Origin of the sequence: Sphingopyxis sp. GW247-27LB (genome assembly GCF_002277025.1) — a bacterium.
Classification (GTDB): Bacteria; Pseudomonadota; Alphaproteobacteria; order Sphingomonadales; family Sphingomonadaceae; genus Sphingopyxis.
Genome location: NZ_NIWD01000011.1, coordinates 1 through 16,010, shown reverse-complemented (window position 1 = coordinate 16,010; position 16,010 = coordinate 1). Strand labels below are relative to the sequence as shown.

Here is a 16,010-nt window from a genome sequence, read left to right as displayed (position 1 = left end):
AGCCCGCGCAGGAGGCGTTCGATGTCGGGTGCGAGATCGGCAGGAATCGGGGCGCCATTGGTGAGGATGTTGATCAGGAAAGTCTGATCATCGGCGCCAGCGAAGCAGTCCCCTCGCGTGATTTGCTCAAGCAGGATCATTCCCAGGCTCCACCAGTCGCTGGCGGCGGCGACGCCGCCTGCGACGGCTTCGGGCGCGGTGTAGCGGGTGATCTCGAGCGGCGAGACAATATCGAGGTCGTAATCCGATAGCCGCGCCGATCCGAAACCTGTGATGACGAGATCGAGCGGCTCGCGCGCACGCACGAGAATGGCACCGGGATGCAGGTCGCGGTGTCGGAGCCCGCATTCAGCGAGAGCCTGCAGAGCGCTGCCTAGCTCCTCGACAATGTTCCGCAACGTCGCTCGATCATCGGGCAACAGTCCGATTTCGGCGAGCGTGCCGCCGAGCAGATCCTCACGAACCTCATAAGCGTGGCCGCTCCAGCGCCCGGTCGCCATGATCTCGGGGACATGGCGGCGATCGATCTGGCGAAGCGCATCATAGACGTCGGGGTCGGGTTCGCTCGCTTCGTCGTACAGAATGAGAAGCGCCGCGCGGCCATCCTCCGCCCGTTGCGTCGCGAACCATTGTTCGATCGCATCGGTAGTCGGCAATCGCTCGAGAAGCGGCCAACCGTCGATCGCGGTTGGGGTTTCGCCGTCGGCGCCGTCGGCTTCGGTGTCGTCCGCAGCGGCCGGGCGAGGCGCGTCGGCGATATCCTCACCGCAGATGCCGCACAGCAGATCGCCAGGTTCGGCGAGATGACCGTTGGCGCATTGCCGTGTCGCCGGCAGCGGCGCTGCCGGGGCAACGGGCGGACGCCAGCCTTCGGGGCGCAGCGGCTCGCCCGTCAGCATCCAGCCACACGGCGCATCATCGACAAATCCGGTGCAGAAGGACTCGTGCGATGGGCGCTCGGTTTTGCAATTGGGGCAGAAGCGGATCATGCGGCTTCCCCGCGTGGCATGCGATCGGACGTTTCGGCGACATGCCCCGCTGCGCTGAGCGCACGGCGCAGGCGGGCAAGATCGCCGCGCGCTGGAATCCCCGCAAACCAGGCGTGCCCTTCATCGTCGAACATGACGTCGAGCCGGCGATCGGTGGCATCGGCCGGTCGTTCATAGGCAAGGAATTCAGCGCCTGCCTCGGTGAGAATATGGAGCGCCTGATTGTCACTGCCGCGCAAGGCGCGCGTCTGCGAGAGGTCTGAGCGGAATGGCCCGGTCATCACCGCATCGACGAGTCCCGGATGCGCCAAGAGCCAGGGTGAAATTTGTGCATAGTCATAGCCTGTGAACAGGAAGATCGAACGCGACGAATATGCCCGCCATATGCTGAGAATCTCCGCGAGCGCTTCGGGTTGGTCGAACGGCTCACCTCCCGACACCGTGAGCCCATCGGCGCCGGGCTCGAGGCGTATAAGCGCATCGGCTACCGCACCAAAAGCGACATGTCCTGCGTTCGGATCCCAGGTGTCGGCGGATATGCAGCCCGGACATTGGATCGAACAGCCCTGGAACCAGAGTCCCACGCGTTGCCCGGGACCAAGCGTCGTCACCGGGAAATGAAGCCGCGATAGCGCAATGCCGGTCATGCCGGCTCCAGTATCAGTTTGGTCACCGCGCCCGCTTCAAGGCTTGCGATCGCGACCGGTCCGACCGGTGGCGTATCGAACAGCGCGCGCGCAAGCGGGTTTACGAGATGCGCTTCGATCTTGTTGCGGATACCGCGGCCGCCGTTTGCCAGATCGGCGATGCAGAGCATACGCAGCTCACCGCGCACCGCCTCGCTCATTCGCACATCATAGCCTGCACTCTTTGTATCGCTCAGCACGGCATCGACCATCGCTTCGAAGATTTCGGCAGCGACCTCGGCGCGGATGAAGTCGAAGACGATGATATTCTCTCCGAAGCGGTTGAGGATTTCGGGACGATTGAGGACGAGCTTGAAGTGATTCTCGATTTCGCCGCGCACACGCCGATGCACCTCCTCAAACGGCTGGTCGGGCGTGACCACCGCGCTGCGGCTGCCATCGGGACCGGTCGCATAAATGCCCAGGTTCGAGGTGAAGATGATCAGTGCTTCGGAAAAATAGACCCGGTCGCCGCGCCCTGAGGTAAGCACGCCATCGTCGAGAATTTGGAGAAATTTGTCGAGGATGCGCGGATGCGCCTTTTCGATCTCGTCGAACAGGACAACGCTGAACGGCCGCTCGCGCACGGCGTTGGTGAGCTCGCCGCCCACATCATAGCCGACATAGCCCGGCGGCGCGCCAATCAACCGCTGATCGGCATGTTCGGCGCTGAACTCGGACATGTCGAAGCGGATATAGGCGCTCTCATCGCCAAACAGCAATTCGGTCACGGTCTTGGCGAGCTCGGTCTTCCCAACCCCGGTCGGCCCGGCGAGAAAGGCGATGCCGCGCGGGCGTCCTCCACGCTTCGACGAGCCGACGCCAGTTGCGGCCCGCTTGATAATGTCAAGCATATGGACCGCGGCGTGTGTTTGTCCTTTAACGCGCTTAGCGATAGTTGCAGCGCCGTCGCGGATGCGGCCTTGCTCAATTTTGCGCCACGCATCCTCGGTCACCCCGACCTTGTAGCGACGGACAGCTTCGCCGATGTCGGCGATATCGACCGCTTCCGCCCGCGCGAGCTGCGTGATCGCATTCAGATCGACAAGCAGCAGGCCTTCAGTCGCGTCAACGAGGGCGTCGGCAGCGGTCGCGAGTTCCTCAACAAATTCGCCATTGGCGCCAGGCAGGCCACGGACGAGCGAGCGCGCTATGGCGCCCCGTGCCATGCGATCGGGCGGCGCGAGGGGAATGTGGCGCAGCCGCGGATTGTCGATGAGCAGCCAATCGGGAAGATCGCCTTCTTTCTCGACGACCCAGATGATCGTGTTGAATCGCGGTGCGCGATCTGGCCCGACGGGACGGGCGGTTGCCGCTTGGCTAGCGACAAGCGCGCGTGTGAAGAGCTGCTGTTCGGCGGGGAGCAGCGCATCGCTGCGAACGATCAGCCGCGACGCGAAATCGATGACAAGCGCAATGGGCGCGCCATCGCGCGCCGTGATGCGATCGATCGTCTGCGCAAGCAGGTCGGGGCCCGCGACGGCGCGCCCATCGACCGCCGTGAGGCCGAGACCCGCAAACAGGCCTGGGTCACCGGGTGAACCATCCGGATGCGGCAAAAGCTCGAAGCCGACAACGGGATCATAGCGGATGACATCGCTATAACCGGCGGCGTGCAGCGTTTCGGCAAGGACGTCGCTTAGCGGTGCGGCCGTGAAAGTATCGCCGACGCGGCGGATGTGGAGATCGCGAACATTTCCGGTGAGAACAAACTGGCTTTTGAGCGGAAGGAAGCGGGAAAAATCGCGCACCCAGCGCGGCCGTATATCGTCCATTTCAACTCCCCCGCGCGCCGCTCAACCAATCGGCTCCTTGCGCGCGCCTCTTCAATACCGTTCAAAAGCCCGCCCGACCAGTCAAGCGAACCGAAGAATTCGCACCAATGCGGACAGCAACTGCTCGTTCATGCCCCCAAATCGCAAATATTCTCTTGCCCGCGCACCCAGCGCGGCTGGAATTTCTGCTTCTCGACTTTGATTGCCGAGCATGACGAATGGCATGGCGCTTTTGGCCCAATAATCGCGCGAACTCACCAAGTCGCAGCTTGCATCAGCAGCGAAGACCGGCAATCTCAGTCCATGGTCAATATGTTCATCGCCATAACCGACCGGCGCTGGTTCGAGCTGCTATCGCAAATGCAGCCCGATGAGGTAAATTTTTGGCAACCGAGCGGCGGCCGCAACTTTCGCGCCGTCTCGATCGGCGAGCTCTTCCTGTTCAAGCTGCATGCGCCGGACGATTTTATCGTTGGCGGCGGCGTTTTCAGCCATGCCTCAAACGTGCCGCTGTCGCTCGCTTGGGAAGCCTTTGACGTTAAGAATGGCGTACCGTCACTCGCTGCGATGCGTCAGCGGATCGCACATTACCGGCGCGATGAGGACGTGCTCGATCCGCGTGTCGATCCGACGGTCGGATGCCGCATACTCACCCGGCCTTTTTTCTGGCCGCGCGAGAAGTGGTTACCCGTCCCGCAAAGCTTTGCACGCAATATCGTGACCGGAAAACGCTACGGCAGCGGTGATGCCGAGGGGCGCTATCTCTGGGATGCAGTTATGGATCGCACCGACATTGCTCGTAGCGATGCAGCGCAGCCGCGTTCACGCTTCGGCACGCCGCAGATTGTGCGGCCACGCCTTGGGCAAGGAGCGTTCCGCTTGGCTGTCACCGATGCCTATGAGCGGCGTTGCGCGGTGTCGGGCGAGAAGACCTTGCCGATCCTCGACGCCGCTCACATCCGGAGCTATGGCGAAGGCGGCGATCATGACGCCGCCAACGGCCTCTTGTTGCGCACCGACATCCACCGACTGTTTGACCTTGGCTATGTGACGGTATCGAACGATCACCGCTTCGAGGTCAGTCATCGGCTCAAAGCCGATTTCGACAACGGCCGGCATTATTATGATCTCCACGGCCAACGCCTTCGGTCGCCGCTACCGGGCTATGCTAAGCCCGCTGCCGACGCGCTGTGCTGGCATCGCGAGAACCGGTATCTGGGATGAGCGGCGCCAAGTCTCTTGACGCCGCGATGCGCGCCGCTGCGGTGGCCCATCTCGATCGGCTCGCGGCAGGGCGTCCATTGACCTCGGACGATCTTGCGGGCGGGTTTCTATTCCAGGGCGAGCGCATTCCGCTCGTAAACCCCCAGCGCGGCATCTTTAAGCCGCGCGTCATGCCCTATCTTCTCAGCATCAGGACGGTCTTTCCGCGGACCGGCGCGCGCGTGTGGTATGATGACCAGCGCCGCGTCCACGAGCAAATTCACCGCGGCGAGGAACAAATCGACTATGCTTTCATGGGAAGTGACCCTGAAGCGGCGGATAATCGCTGGCTCCGCGAAGCGATGCAGTCGCAGATTCCAATCATCTATTTTCTTGGCATTGCCCCGAGGCGTTATACCGCAATCTACCCGACCTTTGTCGTCGGCTGGTCGGCAAGCGAACTGGCTGCGAAGCTGAGCTTCGGTATGCCGCTCGCCACCTCCATCGCTGCGTTGCCGCCTGAGCCTGAGCGCCGCTATGCCCTCCGCCTGGTCAGTCAGCGGTTGCACCAAGCGACCTTCCGCGAAGCCGTTCTCACTGCCTATGATGGGCGCTGTGCGATCTCACGCCTGCCCGAACGCCGACTGCTCGATGCGGCGCATATCGTGGCCGATCGCGATGAGCAGTTCGGCCAACCGATAGTCTGCAACGGTCTACCGCTGTCTAAGGTCCATCACGCGGCCTTCGACGCCAATCTGATTGGCATCGATGCCGATTATCGCATCCATATATCCGAGCAGCTACTGACGATGAATGATGGTCCGATGCTCGAGCAAGGTATCAAGGCGATGCGCGGCAAGACCTTGCTCATGCCCGATAGGCTCGTTGACCGGCCCGACCGGGACAGGCTGGCGGCACGTTTCGAACTTTATCAAGCAGCAAACTGACAGCCCAGCTTGGCCGCAATGGATGAGCATAGTCGGTCAATGACCATTGCCAATTTCAGGCGAAGATTCGAATCCACACGGCATAGGCGATGTTGCCAAGCAACCAGATTATGAAACTGATCGCGATCAGTCCGAGCGCCCAATCCTTGGCGCGGGCGCTCATTCGCACCGATGTCCTTGCCAATAACGATCCCAGCGCGCGGCATAGCCATCACGAACCATAGCGCAGGACAGATCCCCCGATTTGGGCGACACGCAGAAGGCCGCGGTACGATTGCCCCCCGCTCCGCCGGCAGAGCGGCAGCGCATCGTCGGCCCGTTCACTTTAATATGACCCGTCCCCAAAACGCCTTGCCGGGTTCCCACGAGCGTCACCAGATGATCGCGCGCGGCGACAGCGTCGGCAGCAGGACAGGGATGGCCGGGACTGCACGAGCCGTCCATTTCACGGGCGGCGATCCCCGACAGCCTGATGCGCGGCCCTTCGGCGCACCAGATCGGACCATCGCCATCCCACACCGCTGTCGGGGTGCAGTTGAAGGATTGGCCGGCGGGAACGATCGAGGCGAAAAGCAGTGCGATCATTGATATTTTGTGGTCATGATTGGTTCGGCGGTGAAGACGTTGACGATCTGGCCCGGAACCATGGTTGCCGATTTACCGGTAATGACCGCAGCCCCAAGCAGTGCGCCCGCGGTGTTGCCGCGACCTTCCTGCCGGTGCATTCCGCGCAGCTTGTAATTGGCCTGATGGACGCGAACCCAATCGAAGGACAGTTCGAACTTCGCTGATTTCCCAACGATTCCCTTGCCAGTCCGCCATGTCACCTGAGCCTCGACCGGCGAACCGCGAGGAATGACGACGACGCCTTGATATTCGACATCATTGACGACGAGAAATTCGCGCTTGGTTCCTTCTTTCATCTCCTTGGAGGTGATTTCATTGGCTGGCGTAACCTGGACCAACGTGTTGACCGGCAAGGTGATCGTGCGCGGCGCGGGCTGGATCGCGGCGGGCGCCTCGCCCACAGGCTGGGCGATGGCTGGCGCAGTAGCAAAGGCAATGGTCGCGCCGATAGAAATGGCGATTTTCATTATTCAGTCCCCCTCGAATCGCAACGTCGCGAAATTGTGTGCCAGCCGATAGGCTGAAAGTTCTTATTGTTCCGTCAATAGTCAGACGGTGCCATCCTGGATGAAAGCCACGGGAAATCTTGTCCGGCATTGCCGCGCGCGATCAGACCGCTTCCGCTTCCCAAGCGGGCGCGGATTATCACGGCTTAGCGGCGAATGAAAAAGATGGGCGGCGGCGCTTCGCGCGCCTCCACCTGCGCGATTGGCCGCGATCGGGCCGCGAACAGGGCGGCGGACGGCGCAGCAACAGATGATCCGTGCCGGCCCGCGACACTCGCCATATAGGCGCGCGTCTCTCGGGGCAGGCCCGACCGCCCCGCAAGATAGGCCGAATAGCGCCCCGGCCCCGCGTTGTAGGCACCGAAGAGGCCCGGATAGCCGAAGCGAGCATACATGAGCCGCAGATAGTAGGTTCCCGCCATGATGTTATCGCGGGGCGCGTGCGGGTCGTTCCCCAAGCCGAGCCGCGCGCGCATATCAGCCCATGTTCCCGGCATGAGTTGCATGAGGCCCATTGCGCCCGCGCGGCTGACGATCGGGCGGCCGTCGAGCGCCGTGCGCCCGCCGCTCTCGGCGCGCATCACGCGCTCAATCCATTCGACCGGCACGCCGTAGCGCGCCGATGCTTCTTCGACATAGGGTCGCCAGCGATCGACGGTTTCGGCCTTGGTGGGCGTTGCCGCGAGCAGCGCCAGGGCGGCAAGCGCGATCTTCACCGGCGCCATATCAGCCGCGCCTTGCCGACAATATCGCCCGCCTCGGTAATGCCGAAATAGCGTCCGTCGAAGGACGCGGCGCTATCGGTCATCAACAGGAAATACTCGTCCGCCGCTAACTCGGCGCACCCTGACCACCACGGCATAGGCCGCCCCGCGCCGTCGCGATCGAGACGGCGGGCGACGATATGTCCGTTGACCGTCACGCGCGCGCCAGCGGCGCAAACCTCGTCGCCTGCCATCGCGGCAACACGCTTCACCAGCGGCACGTTCGCGGGAAGATAGCGGCGGCGCGCGGCGAACATGCGAAACTCGGCCGGAACGCGCGCGATCACCATGTCGCCGCGCACGGGCGCCGCGCCGTCCCCGACCGCATAGAGACCGACCGGCGCGCTGGCGCTGGCGTTCCATAGGAGGCGCGGGCGCGGCGGCGCGAGCAGCGTTCCCGCGAGCGCGAGCGCGAGACCGCCGCAGCCGACCGCCCATCGGCCGAGCCGCCGCTTGGCCAGTGCGGGATCAGTCATCGCCCGGCGCTCCATGCTGCCCGACCGACCAGCTATCGAGGTCGTCGATATGGTAGCGGATACGCCGGCAATGGCGGCGGAAGCGCGGCCCGGTGCCGCGGGTGCGATGCACCTGCAAGGTCCGCAGCGAGACGCCGAGATAATGGGCGGCCTGCTTGGGACTCAAAAACGGCGAGCCCCGCTTGGCCTCCCGCGCGCGCTCGATGCTGTCGTCATCCTCCATGCTGCCTCTCGCTCCTTCGCGCTGTGATGGCGAAAGGCGGAGAATGGCGAACAGGTGACGCCAGCGAACGTGTCGAAATCGGGGTCGGCGAAAACCGACACTGCCGGAATGATCGGGCCGCTTCCTGTCGGGCTGCTTCAATCGCGCGAAGATCGGCGCCTAAGTGGCGAAACCGCCATCGACAAACCAATGAGCACGATCAAGATGGGAGCGCCAGCACGCCTCGGCGAGAGTTCGGTTTGCCACAACATCAAGGTCGAGGATTTCGACCGCAGCCTCCGTCCAGTCATATCCATCGCGCTCAGCATCCAGCAGGCGGGCGTATGTCAACACATGCGCGCGGTCATAGTTGGTCAACATCGCGTCTCGCGGCGCTTTTTCGACCACCCCAGCTCGCGAAATATATGATTGATCTGCTGCCACGCCACTTTCCTGTTCCACCGAATGCGAAGTTATCGCCGTAAATTTCAGAGTATACTCCGTGGTTAAATACTCAGCAAGCGCGAGAGTTGTCGACCATGTCGATACGCGGCGTTCTTGCTCGAAATTTGAAGAAGGCTCGTGCCGCAAAAGGGTGGTCACAGGAGGAACTTGCTCATCGGGCCGGCATTGACCGTACCTATGTCAGTTCACTTGAGCGATGTAGATATTCCGCCACAATCGATGTCGTCGATCAGGTGGCTAAAGCGCTGGGCCTTTCAGCGGCTGATCTTCTGAAGGCTGGCTGACCCGGCCATCATGCCATTCATAAGGATAAATGCGCCAATATCGATCGCGGGCCGTCGATCCATAGCGCTCGCGCTGTTGAAACAAGGCGTCGGGCACGCGATTTTGTAGACTCGCCGGCGCCTGGCCAATCACCCGCGCGAACGAACGCTTCGCCGACGGTCCGCAACGATGCACCTTCGCCCAACGCGTCGATGACGCGCAGCGCCAGAACGAAGCGGTTGAGACGCCGCGTGTCGGCGCGCGCCATAAGCGGATGGCCCCGCGCGAGCGCGACTAGGCGCCGGAACTCAGCGAGTTGCCTCGGTGCAATCGTGACGGTGAAAGGAAATATCAGCCGTTCTAACGGCGGCGTACGAACGTGACCGATAATATCAACGCGGACGCCGTGATGCGCGCCGCCGATGACGGCGTGAAGCCGTCCACCTCCGCCGACTGCAAGCCACGGAACGGTCACCGGCGCAGGGGCATCGCGGACCGACCCGCCGCCCGCATGAGCGAGCAACACCGATGGATCGAAGGCGGCGGACCATAGCAACCGTGCGGCGGACGCAGAGCGGCCCGGCGCTTCGGCGAAAGTGAAGCCCCCAGCGCGCGACGAACGCGCCATCGGCGGCGATTAGCGCGCCGCCAACCGGATCGTCCTCGCCGGGATAGTCGGGATCGCGGCGCAGCAATTCCCACGCGAGACCGCGCGCGCCCGTCGCGGCGAGCGCCGCATAAGGGCGCTGGTCGCGCCAGCTACCGGGCGGCAGCACGGCGCGGGTTTCAATCGCCGGCATGGCCGCGCTGCGCGTGGACATGAGCGCGAAGGGCGTCGGCCTGATCGGGCCGCAACGCATCGACGGCCGCGACATGATCGGGCCTGTCGCCCGCGAGCAGATAGGACGGGCAGCGCCCTTCGACGTTGCCGAGATTGGGGCGATGCTGTGCGTAGCCGACCAGCGCCGCAAGATCGGGGTCGAAGTGCCGCGCCACCTCGGGCGGATAGACCAGCCATTGCAGCTCGAAGGGTTTGAGCCAGCCGAGGCAATAGCTGACGATGATCCCGCGCCGCGGGGCGTCGCTGACATTGGCTCCCGCGCCGTGCAGCGTGCCACCGAGCCAGATCAGTGCGTCGCCGGGTTCGCAGGTCGCGGCAACGGCCGCGTCGTCGCTCGCGTTGCCGTCATAGCCGAGCCGGTGGCTGCCCGGCCATAGCCGCGTTGCGCCGTTTTCCACCGTGAACGGCGAGAGCGGCCACATGATGTTGACCTGAAATTGATGGCCGCCCTTGATCGCCGGCCATAGGTCATGGTCGCGGTGTGGATATTGGGCGAGCGCGTCGGGGTGAATCTCGACTGCCTGGGTGAGATTGAGGGCGATCCGGTCGCAGTTCGGCGACAGGATGCTTTCGGCAAGCGCCAGGATCGCGTCGTGCATAACCAGCGCGCGGGTTGCCGGGGCGCGGGTGAGCAAGCGCCCGAAACGCTTGGTCCGCTCGCCGAAGAAGTCGCCGACGCAATAGGGCGTCGCCGCGAAATCATAGTCGAGCGAGGAATCCAGCGCGTCTATCTGGGTGGCCGGGAGCAGATTGCGGATGACGCAAAAGCCGTCGCGGTCGAGCCGCACGGGCGCGCTATCGGGAGAGAAAGGCCCGGTCATGCCACCGATCCCGCCGCGATCGTCCCCGCCGACAAAGCGGGGAGCTCATAGAGGCCGTTCGCTTCGAGATGGGCGGGCGTCGTCGGCTCGATCGTTACGGCAAAGGCGCCGAGACGGCCGCCGCCCAAATCCTGCCCCGGCCCCAGCGCCTCGCCGTGCCAGCCCATCGCGAGGATCTGTTCGCGGAAGCGCGCGGTCACGACGCCGGTAAAGCGGTTGATGCCCCGATCAATCGCATGATCGACCATCGCGCGGATAAGCCCGTCGCGAAGCCGCAGCCGTTCGGGTCGCAGCAGGTTGGGCGGCAGGCAAAGCCGGGTGATCTCGAAAATGTCCGGGCCGACCGGAACGCCGTTCGTGCAAAGCCGCTCGAACAGGGTGCCGAGCAGGTGCGGCCGCGTGGAGGGAAGCAGCCGCATCGAAGCCAGATGGCGGCCGGCGCGATCGGCGGCGATGATATAGGTGGCATAGGCGTCGTCGAAGCGGTCGACCTCAAGCCGGTCGTCAACGACGGTCAAATCCCAGTCGAGCAGGTCGATGAACAGCCGCTTTCGGTCCTCGAACATGGATTCGAGCAATGGCTGGTCGGCCGGCGTGCCGAGCCCTTCGACGATATGGATCATGGTTTCGCTCCCTTGCGTGTGGTCACGCAAGGGAGCGAATTTCTCGCAAAAATATCAGGTCGCTAGGTAGCGATGTTGACGCGGGGCGATCTCGTGGATTCCCACCTCGCCGTCGAGGACGGCGGCAAGAACAAGCTGGGTGCGGTTGCTGACCTCGTAACTGGCGCAGGCCCGTTCGACATAGGTTTTGACGGTGGCCGGAGTCAGACCAAGGATCGTCGCGATGTCGGTATTGCTCTTGCCCTGTCCGGCGAGGACGACGCAATCGCGCCAGCGCGGGCGAAGCCGCGCGACGCGGACTTGCCGCAAGCGCCCTCCGTTCACGATCCGGCGCGCCTTTGAAAAGGCGAAACCGCCGATCGAATGAACGGCATCGAGATGGTGCCGGACGCTCCCCGGCTTGCGCGGGCTACAGAAGTTGCACGACCCGCTGCGCTCGCCAAGAACGAAAGCCGGGACGGTGATGCCGTTGGTGACGCCATAATATTCTCCGCGTTCGAGGAAGGTGCGGTGCCTCGGCCCAAGTTCGATCAGGTCAGCGATCTCGCACCACGTAAAACAGGCATTGGCCGCGATGCAGGCATGAACGACGGGATCGTCGCGATGATAGAGGCCGCCGAAATATTCCGCGGCATAGTCGGGCGCATAATTGTTCATATTGATGAGGCCCGGCGAGCCGCTGCGATGATCGTCGTGATGGATCATCGCATAGTGACGAAAGCCCAACTCATGCGCGACGGCCGCGAGAAGGCTCTCGATCGTGGGCAGGTCGTCCGCCCTCTGGATTTCGATCAGAAAAGCCGCAGCGAGGCTTAGCGCGCTCGCGTCCATATTTTGGTGCGGCAGAAGATTGCCGCCTTGCAACCCTTCACCTCCAACTTGCCGTCGGCACGTAAGGTCAGAAAGCCCTTGGCCGCGCCGTCTCCTGATTCCGGGTCATATACCGGCCCGCCCTTCCATTCGCGCGGGCCGCCCGCGAAGCCCTGCAACACGACCAGCCCCTTCAACCGGCGGTCGCGCAGCTTGGGGTCGGGGTTGCGTTCGTCGCGCTGGTCGGGATTGGCGCGGATGCGGGTCGCGTCGACGATCTTACCGCAGAGAGCCGCCCCACATTTATATATCTGGACGCGGCCCCCCTCGCTGCCGGTCGCCCAGATACCGGCGATGCTCTGCCCCCCGGCGGGAGCGGCCTCTGCGGTGACGATGCCCGCGACGCCAAACGCAACCGCCGCGAGCATCGTCGTTCCTGAAATCATGGTCCTTCGCATCGGGCCGCTCATTTCGGCATGGGGGCGACGAGCGGCGGCGAAAGGGTTGCGAGCGCGCGCGCCGCCAGGGCGCGGTCGTCGTGCCGCCACGGATGGAAGTTCGGCCGGAAATAGGCGAACAGGTCGCGCAGCAGCAGGCGCATCAGGCCGGGCTTGCCATAGAGATATGAAAGCAGCCGCCCCCATGTCCGCAGATTGTTCTTGCCATCCTGCCGCAGCAGGTCGGCGGTGTTGCGGAACACGACATAATGAAAGCGGATGCCCGCCGCGAGCATGGTGAAGGACCGCAGCGTCCAGCGCCGGAACGGCGACCGGCTTCGCATGGCGAGAACCAACGTGTCGTAAGCGACCGCCTTATGCTCGATCTCCTCGATAGCGTGCCAGCGCCACATGCGCTGCGCCTCGGCGTCGGCTCCCGCAAGGTGTGCAGGGTCCGCGAGGATCGCATTGGCGAGGGTCGCGGTGAAATGCTCAAGCGCGCACGTCCCGGCGAGTTGCATCAGCGGCGGGCGCTTTTTCGCCCATGCAATCGTCCGGGCTGCACGGTCCTCGGACGACGTGAGGTCATAGCCGGCGTCGCGGGCCTGCCGATTGAAAAAGACATGCTCGCGCGAGTGGGTCGATTCCTGAAAGATGAAATCGTCGATCTGCTCGCGAAGAGCCTCGGGTGCTTCGTCGCGATAGTGACGCACCGCCGACATGAAGAATTTTTCGCCGACCGGGAAGGTGGATGACAGCGCGTTGTAGAAGGCCGTGCGACCGGCATCACCGCCATGCCACCAACGCTTCGCCGTCTGTCCGCGACCGAACTTCCAGTTGCGCCTCTCGATCGTGTGACCGGGTGGCGTTTGCGTCCTGTCGGCCATCATAGTCTCCTTGTAGCTTTTAGAAGATTAGGCCGCCGCCCGTGCCGGGGTGACAGGACGGCGGCCCAGTTTCCCTCCGGAGTGAGAGGAGTGCCTGAGAAAGTGGCGAACTGGTCCTTTCGAAAAACCGGGCCGATGTTTGCTCGGGAGCAAACAGACATCGGCCCGAGGTTATCCCCCAGTGGAGTGGGCGGAGAGGATCAGAATTTCTTGGCGATGCTGAACCCGATAATGCGCGGGTCGAGCGTGAACACGTTGGTGGTCAGGCCGCTATCGTCGCTATTCAGAAAGGCATCGGTGATTGGCGTCGAGTTGAAGACGTTCTTCACATAAGCTTCGATCGACAGGTCATCGGGACCATCAACGCGCAACGAAATGTTGAAGTTCGTCCAATCACGCAGCCGGTCGTATGGGTTCAGGTTGTAAACCCGCGCCCAGCTCTTCGCCTGCCAGTATCCATCACCGCGCACCGTCGCGCTCCAATCGCCATCGAACGGGATCGTATATTCGGCGCCGAGATTAACGGTCCAGCGCGGTGAGTTGGGAAGCTCCTTGCCGCCGAGGTCAGTATAGAAGCCTGCGCCGCCGTTGATCTCCGGATAGTTCGCTACATCATAGAGTTGCCCCGTCGCAGGATCTTTCAATTGCGGTCCGAAAAGCCCGTTGAGCAATCCGTTCAAACCTCCGCACACATTCCACACATATTGAGCAAAATCGTAGTTCTTATACCAATTCTCTACGACTTGAGTTGGCGCCACGCAGTTCGAGGGCAATTGGACCCAGGGTTTGAAAACCTGGTAATCGGGATTGCCAAGAGTCCGATTCATCGGATCGATCGACTTTGCGCCCTTACCGATCCGCGTCTTAAGATATCCCACATTGGCGTTAAAACGCAGCCGGTCGACGGGCTCGAAAATCGCTGAAAACTCCGCGCCCCAAACCTTGGCGTCGAAATTCTCATTGACTGCGGTTCGGTCGCGAATTTGAGACACTTGGTAATTGCTGTAATCATAATAGAAGGCACCGGCGTTGAGCGTGAGTCGCCCGCCCATCATCGTGTTTTTCATGCCGATTTCGAACGCGTTCACGAATTCTGGTTTGAACGTTGGGCCGTAATTTACCGCCGTCAGTTCAAGGACGGGGAGAAAACACACGCCAAACGAACAATAGAATTCAGTGTCATCGAACACCTGCTGCGAGATCTGGCCCGCGTCCAACAATTGTTGGCCCGTCGCAAAGCCCGGCGTCGGCGGATTCGCACTGACGTGACCCCCTGATTTTCCTCCAACAGTGATTAGAGTCCGGCCTTGAAGGAAGGACGGACAGATGAAGCGTTTGAGGTTTTCGGAAGAGCAGATCATTGGTGTGCTGAAGGAAGCGGAGGCAGGCGCGAAGACCGGCGAGCTGGCNTGACGTGACCCCCTGATTTTCCTCCAACAGTGATTAGAGTCCGGCCTTGAAGGAAGGACGGACAGATGAAGCGTTTGAGGTTTTCGGAAGAGCAGATCATTGGTGTGCTGAAGGAAGCGGAGGCAGGCGCGAAGACCGGCGAGCTGGCGCGGCGGCACGGGGTGTCGGAAGCGACGATTTACAACTGGAAGGCCAAGTATGGCGGCCTGGAGGTGTCGGAGGCGAAGCGGCTACGCTCGCTCGAGGATGAGAACGCGAAGCTGAAGCGGCTGCTTGCGGACTCGATGCTCGACAATGCGGCGTTGAAGGATCTTCTCACAAAAAAATGGTGACGCCCGCCGTTCAGCGGGAAGCGGTCGCGCATCTCCAGGCTTGCCATGGGATGAGCGAGCGGCGGGCGTGCCGTGTCACAGGGGCCGATCGGAAGAGCATGCGCTACCGGTCGCAGCGGGGTGACGATACCGAGGTTCGGGAGAAGCTGCNAAGCTGCGCGAGCTGGCGCAGCAGCGTCGCCGGTTCGGTTATCGACGCCTGCATATCCTGCTGCGCCGGGAGGGCGTAATGATCAACAGGAAGAAGACCCAGCGCCTGTATCGGGAAGAAGGGTTGATGGTCCGACGACGACGCAACCGGCGCCGGGCGATCGGTGCGCGGGCGCCCGCACCGGTGCTCGCGCTGCCGAACCAGCGCTGGAGCCTCGACTTCGTGCATGATCAGATGGCGTCAGGCCGGCGGTTCCGGGTGCTCAACATCGTCGACGACGTGACGCGGGAGTGCCTGCGCGCGGTGCCGGATACGTCGATCTCCGGGCGCCGGGTCGTGCGCGAGCTCAGCGATCTGATCGAGGAACGCGGCAGGCCGGGGATGATCGTCAGCGACAATGGGACCGAGCTGACATCGAACGCGGTGCTCGCATGGTGCGGTGAAGTCGGCGTCGAGTGGCACTATATCGCACCCGGCAAGCCGATGCAGAACGGCTATGTCGAGAGCTTCAATGGCCGGATGCGTGATGAGCTTCTGAACGAGACGCTGTTCCTCGACCTCGATCATGCCCGCACGGTGATCGCGGCCTGGGCCGAGGATTACAACCAGTCGCGGCCACACTCGGCCCTTGGATATGAGACACCGGCGGCGTTCGCCGCCGAACTGCATAAGCAATGGCCTGCGCAGCTACGCCCTACGGGCTCCGCTGCGCAGGCCATTGCTTACACCGCGCTCATGCGCAACAAAGCTGCTGGGCTCTAATCCCGGCTGGTGGAAACTAGGGGGTCACGTCA

At 62.8% G+C, this 16,010-nt stretch carries 19 protein-coding genes and 3 pseudogenes; 5 read left to right on the top strand and 17 right to left on the bottom strand.

What is annotated here, in order from left to right; translation table 11 throughout:
- Positions 1-17: 17 nt before the first annotated feature.
- The 3 genes and pseudogenes from CD928_RS24050 to CD928_RS23620 form a co-directional block, all read right to left on the bottom strand.
- Positions 18-500, bottom strand: a pseudogene (locus CD928_RS24050) (protein kinase); the annotation flags it as partial.
- A 485-nt stretch (positions 501-985) separates the two neighbouring features.
- Positions 986-1,636 (bottom strand): 4Fe-4S single cluster domain-containing protein, encoded by a 651-nt coding sequence (locus CD928_RS16010; protein WP_095388122.1) that lies wholly within the window; start codon positions 1,634-1,636, stop codon positions 986-988.
- Complete coding sequence (locus CD928_RS23620) at positions 1,633-2,529, bottom strand: AAA family ATPase (RefSeq protein WP_217983778.1); 897 nt, start codon at positions 2,527-2,529, stop codon at positions 1,633-1,635. The genes CD928_RS16010 and CD928_RS23620 overlap by 4 nt, the downstream gene beginning before the upstream one ends.
- Here CD928_RS23620 and CD928_RS23615 point away from each other — a divergent pair, their 5' ends adjacent.
- The 3 genes from CD928_RS23615 (at position 2,530) to CD928_RS15995 (ending at position 5,600) form a co-directional block, all read left to right on the top strand.
- On the top strand, positions 2,530-3,216 hold the full coding sequence (locus CD928_RS23615; RefSeq protein ID WP_217983777.1) for a hypothetical protein: 687 nt from the start codon (positions 2,530-2,532) through the stop codon (positions 3,214-3,216). It begins immediately after the preceding gene.
- Positions 3,217-3,354: 138 nt separating this feature from the next.
- A complete protein-coding gene (locus CD928_RS16000) occupies positions 3,355-4,674 on the top strand; it encodes an HNH endonuclease (protein WP_217983776.1) in 1,320 nt (439 codons plus the stop codon).
- On the top strand, positions 4,671-5,600 hold the full coding sequence (locus CD928_RS15995; protein WP_095388119.1) for an HNH endonuclease: 930 nt from the start codon (positions 4,671-4,673) through the stop codon (positions 5,598-5,600). The genes CD928_RS16000 and CD928_RS15995 overlap by 4 nt, the downstream gene beginning before the upstream one ends.
- A 159-nt stretch (positions 5,601-5,759) precedes the next feature.
- Here CD928_RS15995 and CD928_RS15990 read toward each other — a convergent pair whose 3' ends face one another.
- The 6 genes from CD928_RS15990 to CD928_RS23860 all read right to left on the bottom strand — a co-directional run bounded on the left by CD928_RS15990 (position 5,760) and on the right by CD928_RS23860 (position 8,778).
- Positions 5,760-6,185: a thermonuclease family protein gene (locus tag CD928_RS15990; RefSeq protein ID WP_095388118.1), complete on the bottom strand. Its 426-nt coding sequence runs from the start codon at positions 6,183-6,185 to the stop codon at positions 5,760-5,762.
- A complete protein-coding gene (locus CD928_RS15985) occupies positions 6,182-6,694 on the bottom strand; it encodes a hypothetical protein (protein ID WP_141237172.1) in 513 nt (170 codons plus the stop codon). Before CD928_RS15985 ends, CD928_RS15990 begins: the two co-directional genes overlap by 4 nt.
- A 185-nt stretch (positions 6,695-6,879) precedes the next feature.
- Positions 6,880-7,458, bottom strand: coding sequence for a lytic transglycosylase domain-containing protein (locus CD928_RS15980; RefSeq protein WP_095388116.1), 579 nt, complete (start codon positions 7,456-7,458; stop codon positions 6,880-6,882).
- On the bottom strand, positions 7,446-7,973 hold the full coding sequence (locus CD928_RS15975) for a S26 family signal peptidase (protein ID WP_255247210.1): 528 nt from the start codon (positions 7,971-7,973) through the stop codon (positions 7,446-7,448). Before CD928_RS15975 ends, CD928_RS15980 begins: the two co-directional genes overlap by 13 nt.
- Positions 7,966-8,196, bottom strand: a complete 231-nt coding sequence (locus CD928_RS15970) for a helix-turn-helix domain-containing protein (protein WP_095388114.1) — start codon at positions 8,194-8,196, stop codon at positions 7,966-7,968. The genes CD928_RS15975 and CD928_RS15970 overlap by 8 nt, the downstream gene beginning before the upstream one ends.
- A 159-nt stretch (positions 8,197-8,355) precedes the next feature.
- Positions 8,356-8,778 carry a hypothetical protein gene (locus CD928_RS23860; RefSeq protein ID WP_176473609.1) on the bottom strand — a complete coding sequence of 141 codons (423 nt, stop codon included), beginning with the start codon at positions 8,776-8,778 and terminating at the stop codon, positions 8,356-8,358.
- Between CD928_RS23860 and CD928_RS15960 the strand changes: the two genes are divergently transcribed.
- Positions 8,715-8,924 carry a helix-turn-helix domain-containing protein gene (locus CD928_RS15960; protein ID WP_095388112.1) on the top strand — a complete coding sequence of 70 codons (210 nt, stop codon included), beginning with the start codon at positions 8,715-8,717 and terminating at the stop codon, positions 8,922-8,924. The two genes, CD928_RS23860 and CD928_RS15960, sit on opposite strands and share 64 nt — an antisense overlap.
- 17 nt (positions 8,925-8,941) lie before the next feature.
- Here the strand turns inward: CD928_RS15960 and CD928_RS15955 are convergent, their stop codons facing one another.
- From CD928_RS15955 to CD928_RS15925, 8 genes and pseudogenes are all read right to left on the bottom strand, one after another.
- Positions 8,942-9,532 carry a DUF2285 domain-containing protein gene (locus CD928_RS15955; protein WP_095388111.1) on the bottom strand — a complete coding sequence of 197 codons (591 nt, stop codon included), beginning with the start codon at positions 9,530-9,532 and terminating at the stop codon, positions 8,942-8,944.
- A 13-nt stretch (positions 9,533-9,545) separates the two neighbouring features.
- A pseudogene (locus CD928_RS24045) lies at positions 9,546-9,704 on the bottom strand (DUF6499 domain-containing protein); the annotation flags it as partial.
- The gene (locus CD928_RS15950; protein WP_095388110.1) at positions 9,691-10,566 is read right to left on the bottom strand and encodes a phytanoyl-CoA dioxygenase family protein; all 876 of its coding nucleotides are present in this window, start codon (positions 10,564-10,566) and stop codon (positions 9,691-9,693) included. The gene CD928_RS15950 and the pseudogene CD928_RS24045, both read right to left, overlap by 14 nt.
- A complete protein-coding gene (locus tag CD928_RS15945; protein WP_095388109.1) occupies positions 10,563-11,189 on the bottom strand; it encodes an acyl-homoserine-lactone synthase in 627 nt (208 codons plus the stop codon). Before CD928_RS15945 ends, CD928_RS15950 begins: the two co-directional genes overlap by 4 nt.
- Before the next feature lie 54 nt (positions 11,190-11,243).
- On the bottom strand, positions 11,244-12,020 hold the full coding sequence (locus tag CD928_RS15940) for a LuxR family transcriptional regulator (protein WP_095388108.1): 777 nt from the start codon (positions 12,018-12,020) through the stop codon (positions 11,244-11,246).
- On the bottom strand, positions 12,002-12,457 hold the full coding sequence (locus CD928_RS15935) for a DUF2147 domain-containing protein (protein WP_255247209.1): 456 nt from the start codon (positions 12,455-12,457) through the stop codon (positions 12,002-12,004). The genes CD928_RS15940 and CD928_RS15935 overlap by 19 nt, the downstream gene beginning before the upstream one ends.
- Positions 12,458-12,465: 8 nt before the next feature.
- On the bottom strand, positions 12,466-13,323 hold the full coding sequence (locus tag CD928_RS15930; RefSeq protein ID WP_095388107.1) for a metal-dependent hydrolase: 858 nt from the start codon (positions 13,321-13,323) through the stop codon (positions 12,466-12,468).
- A gap of 200 nt (positions 13,324-13,523) precedes the next feature.
- The gene (locus CD928_RS15925; RefSeq protein WP_095388106.1) at positions 13,524-14,684 is read right to left on the bottom strand and encodes a TonB-dependent receptor; all 1,161 of its coding nucleotides are present in this window, start codon (positions 14,682-14,684) and stop codon (positions 13,524-13,526) included.
- A 114-nt stretch (positions 14,685-14,798) separates the two neighbouring features.
- Between CD928_RS15925 and CD928_RS15920 the strand changes: the two are divergent.
- Positions 14,799-15,978: pseudogene (locus tag CD928_RS15920) on the top strand (IS3 family transposase).
- The last annotated feature ends 32 nt before the right edge of the window (positions 15,979-16,010 follow it).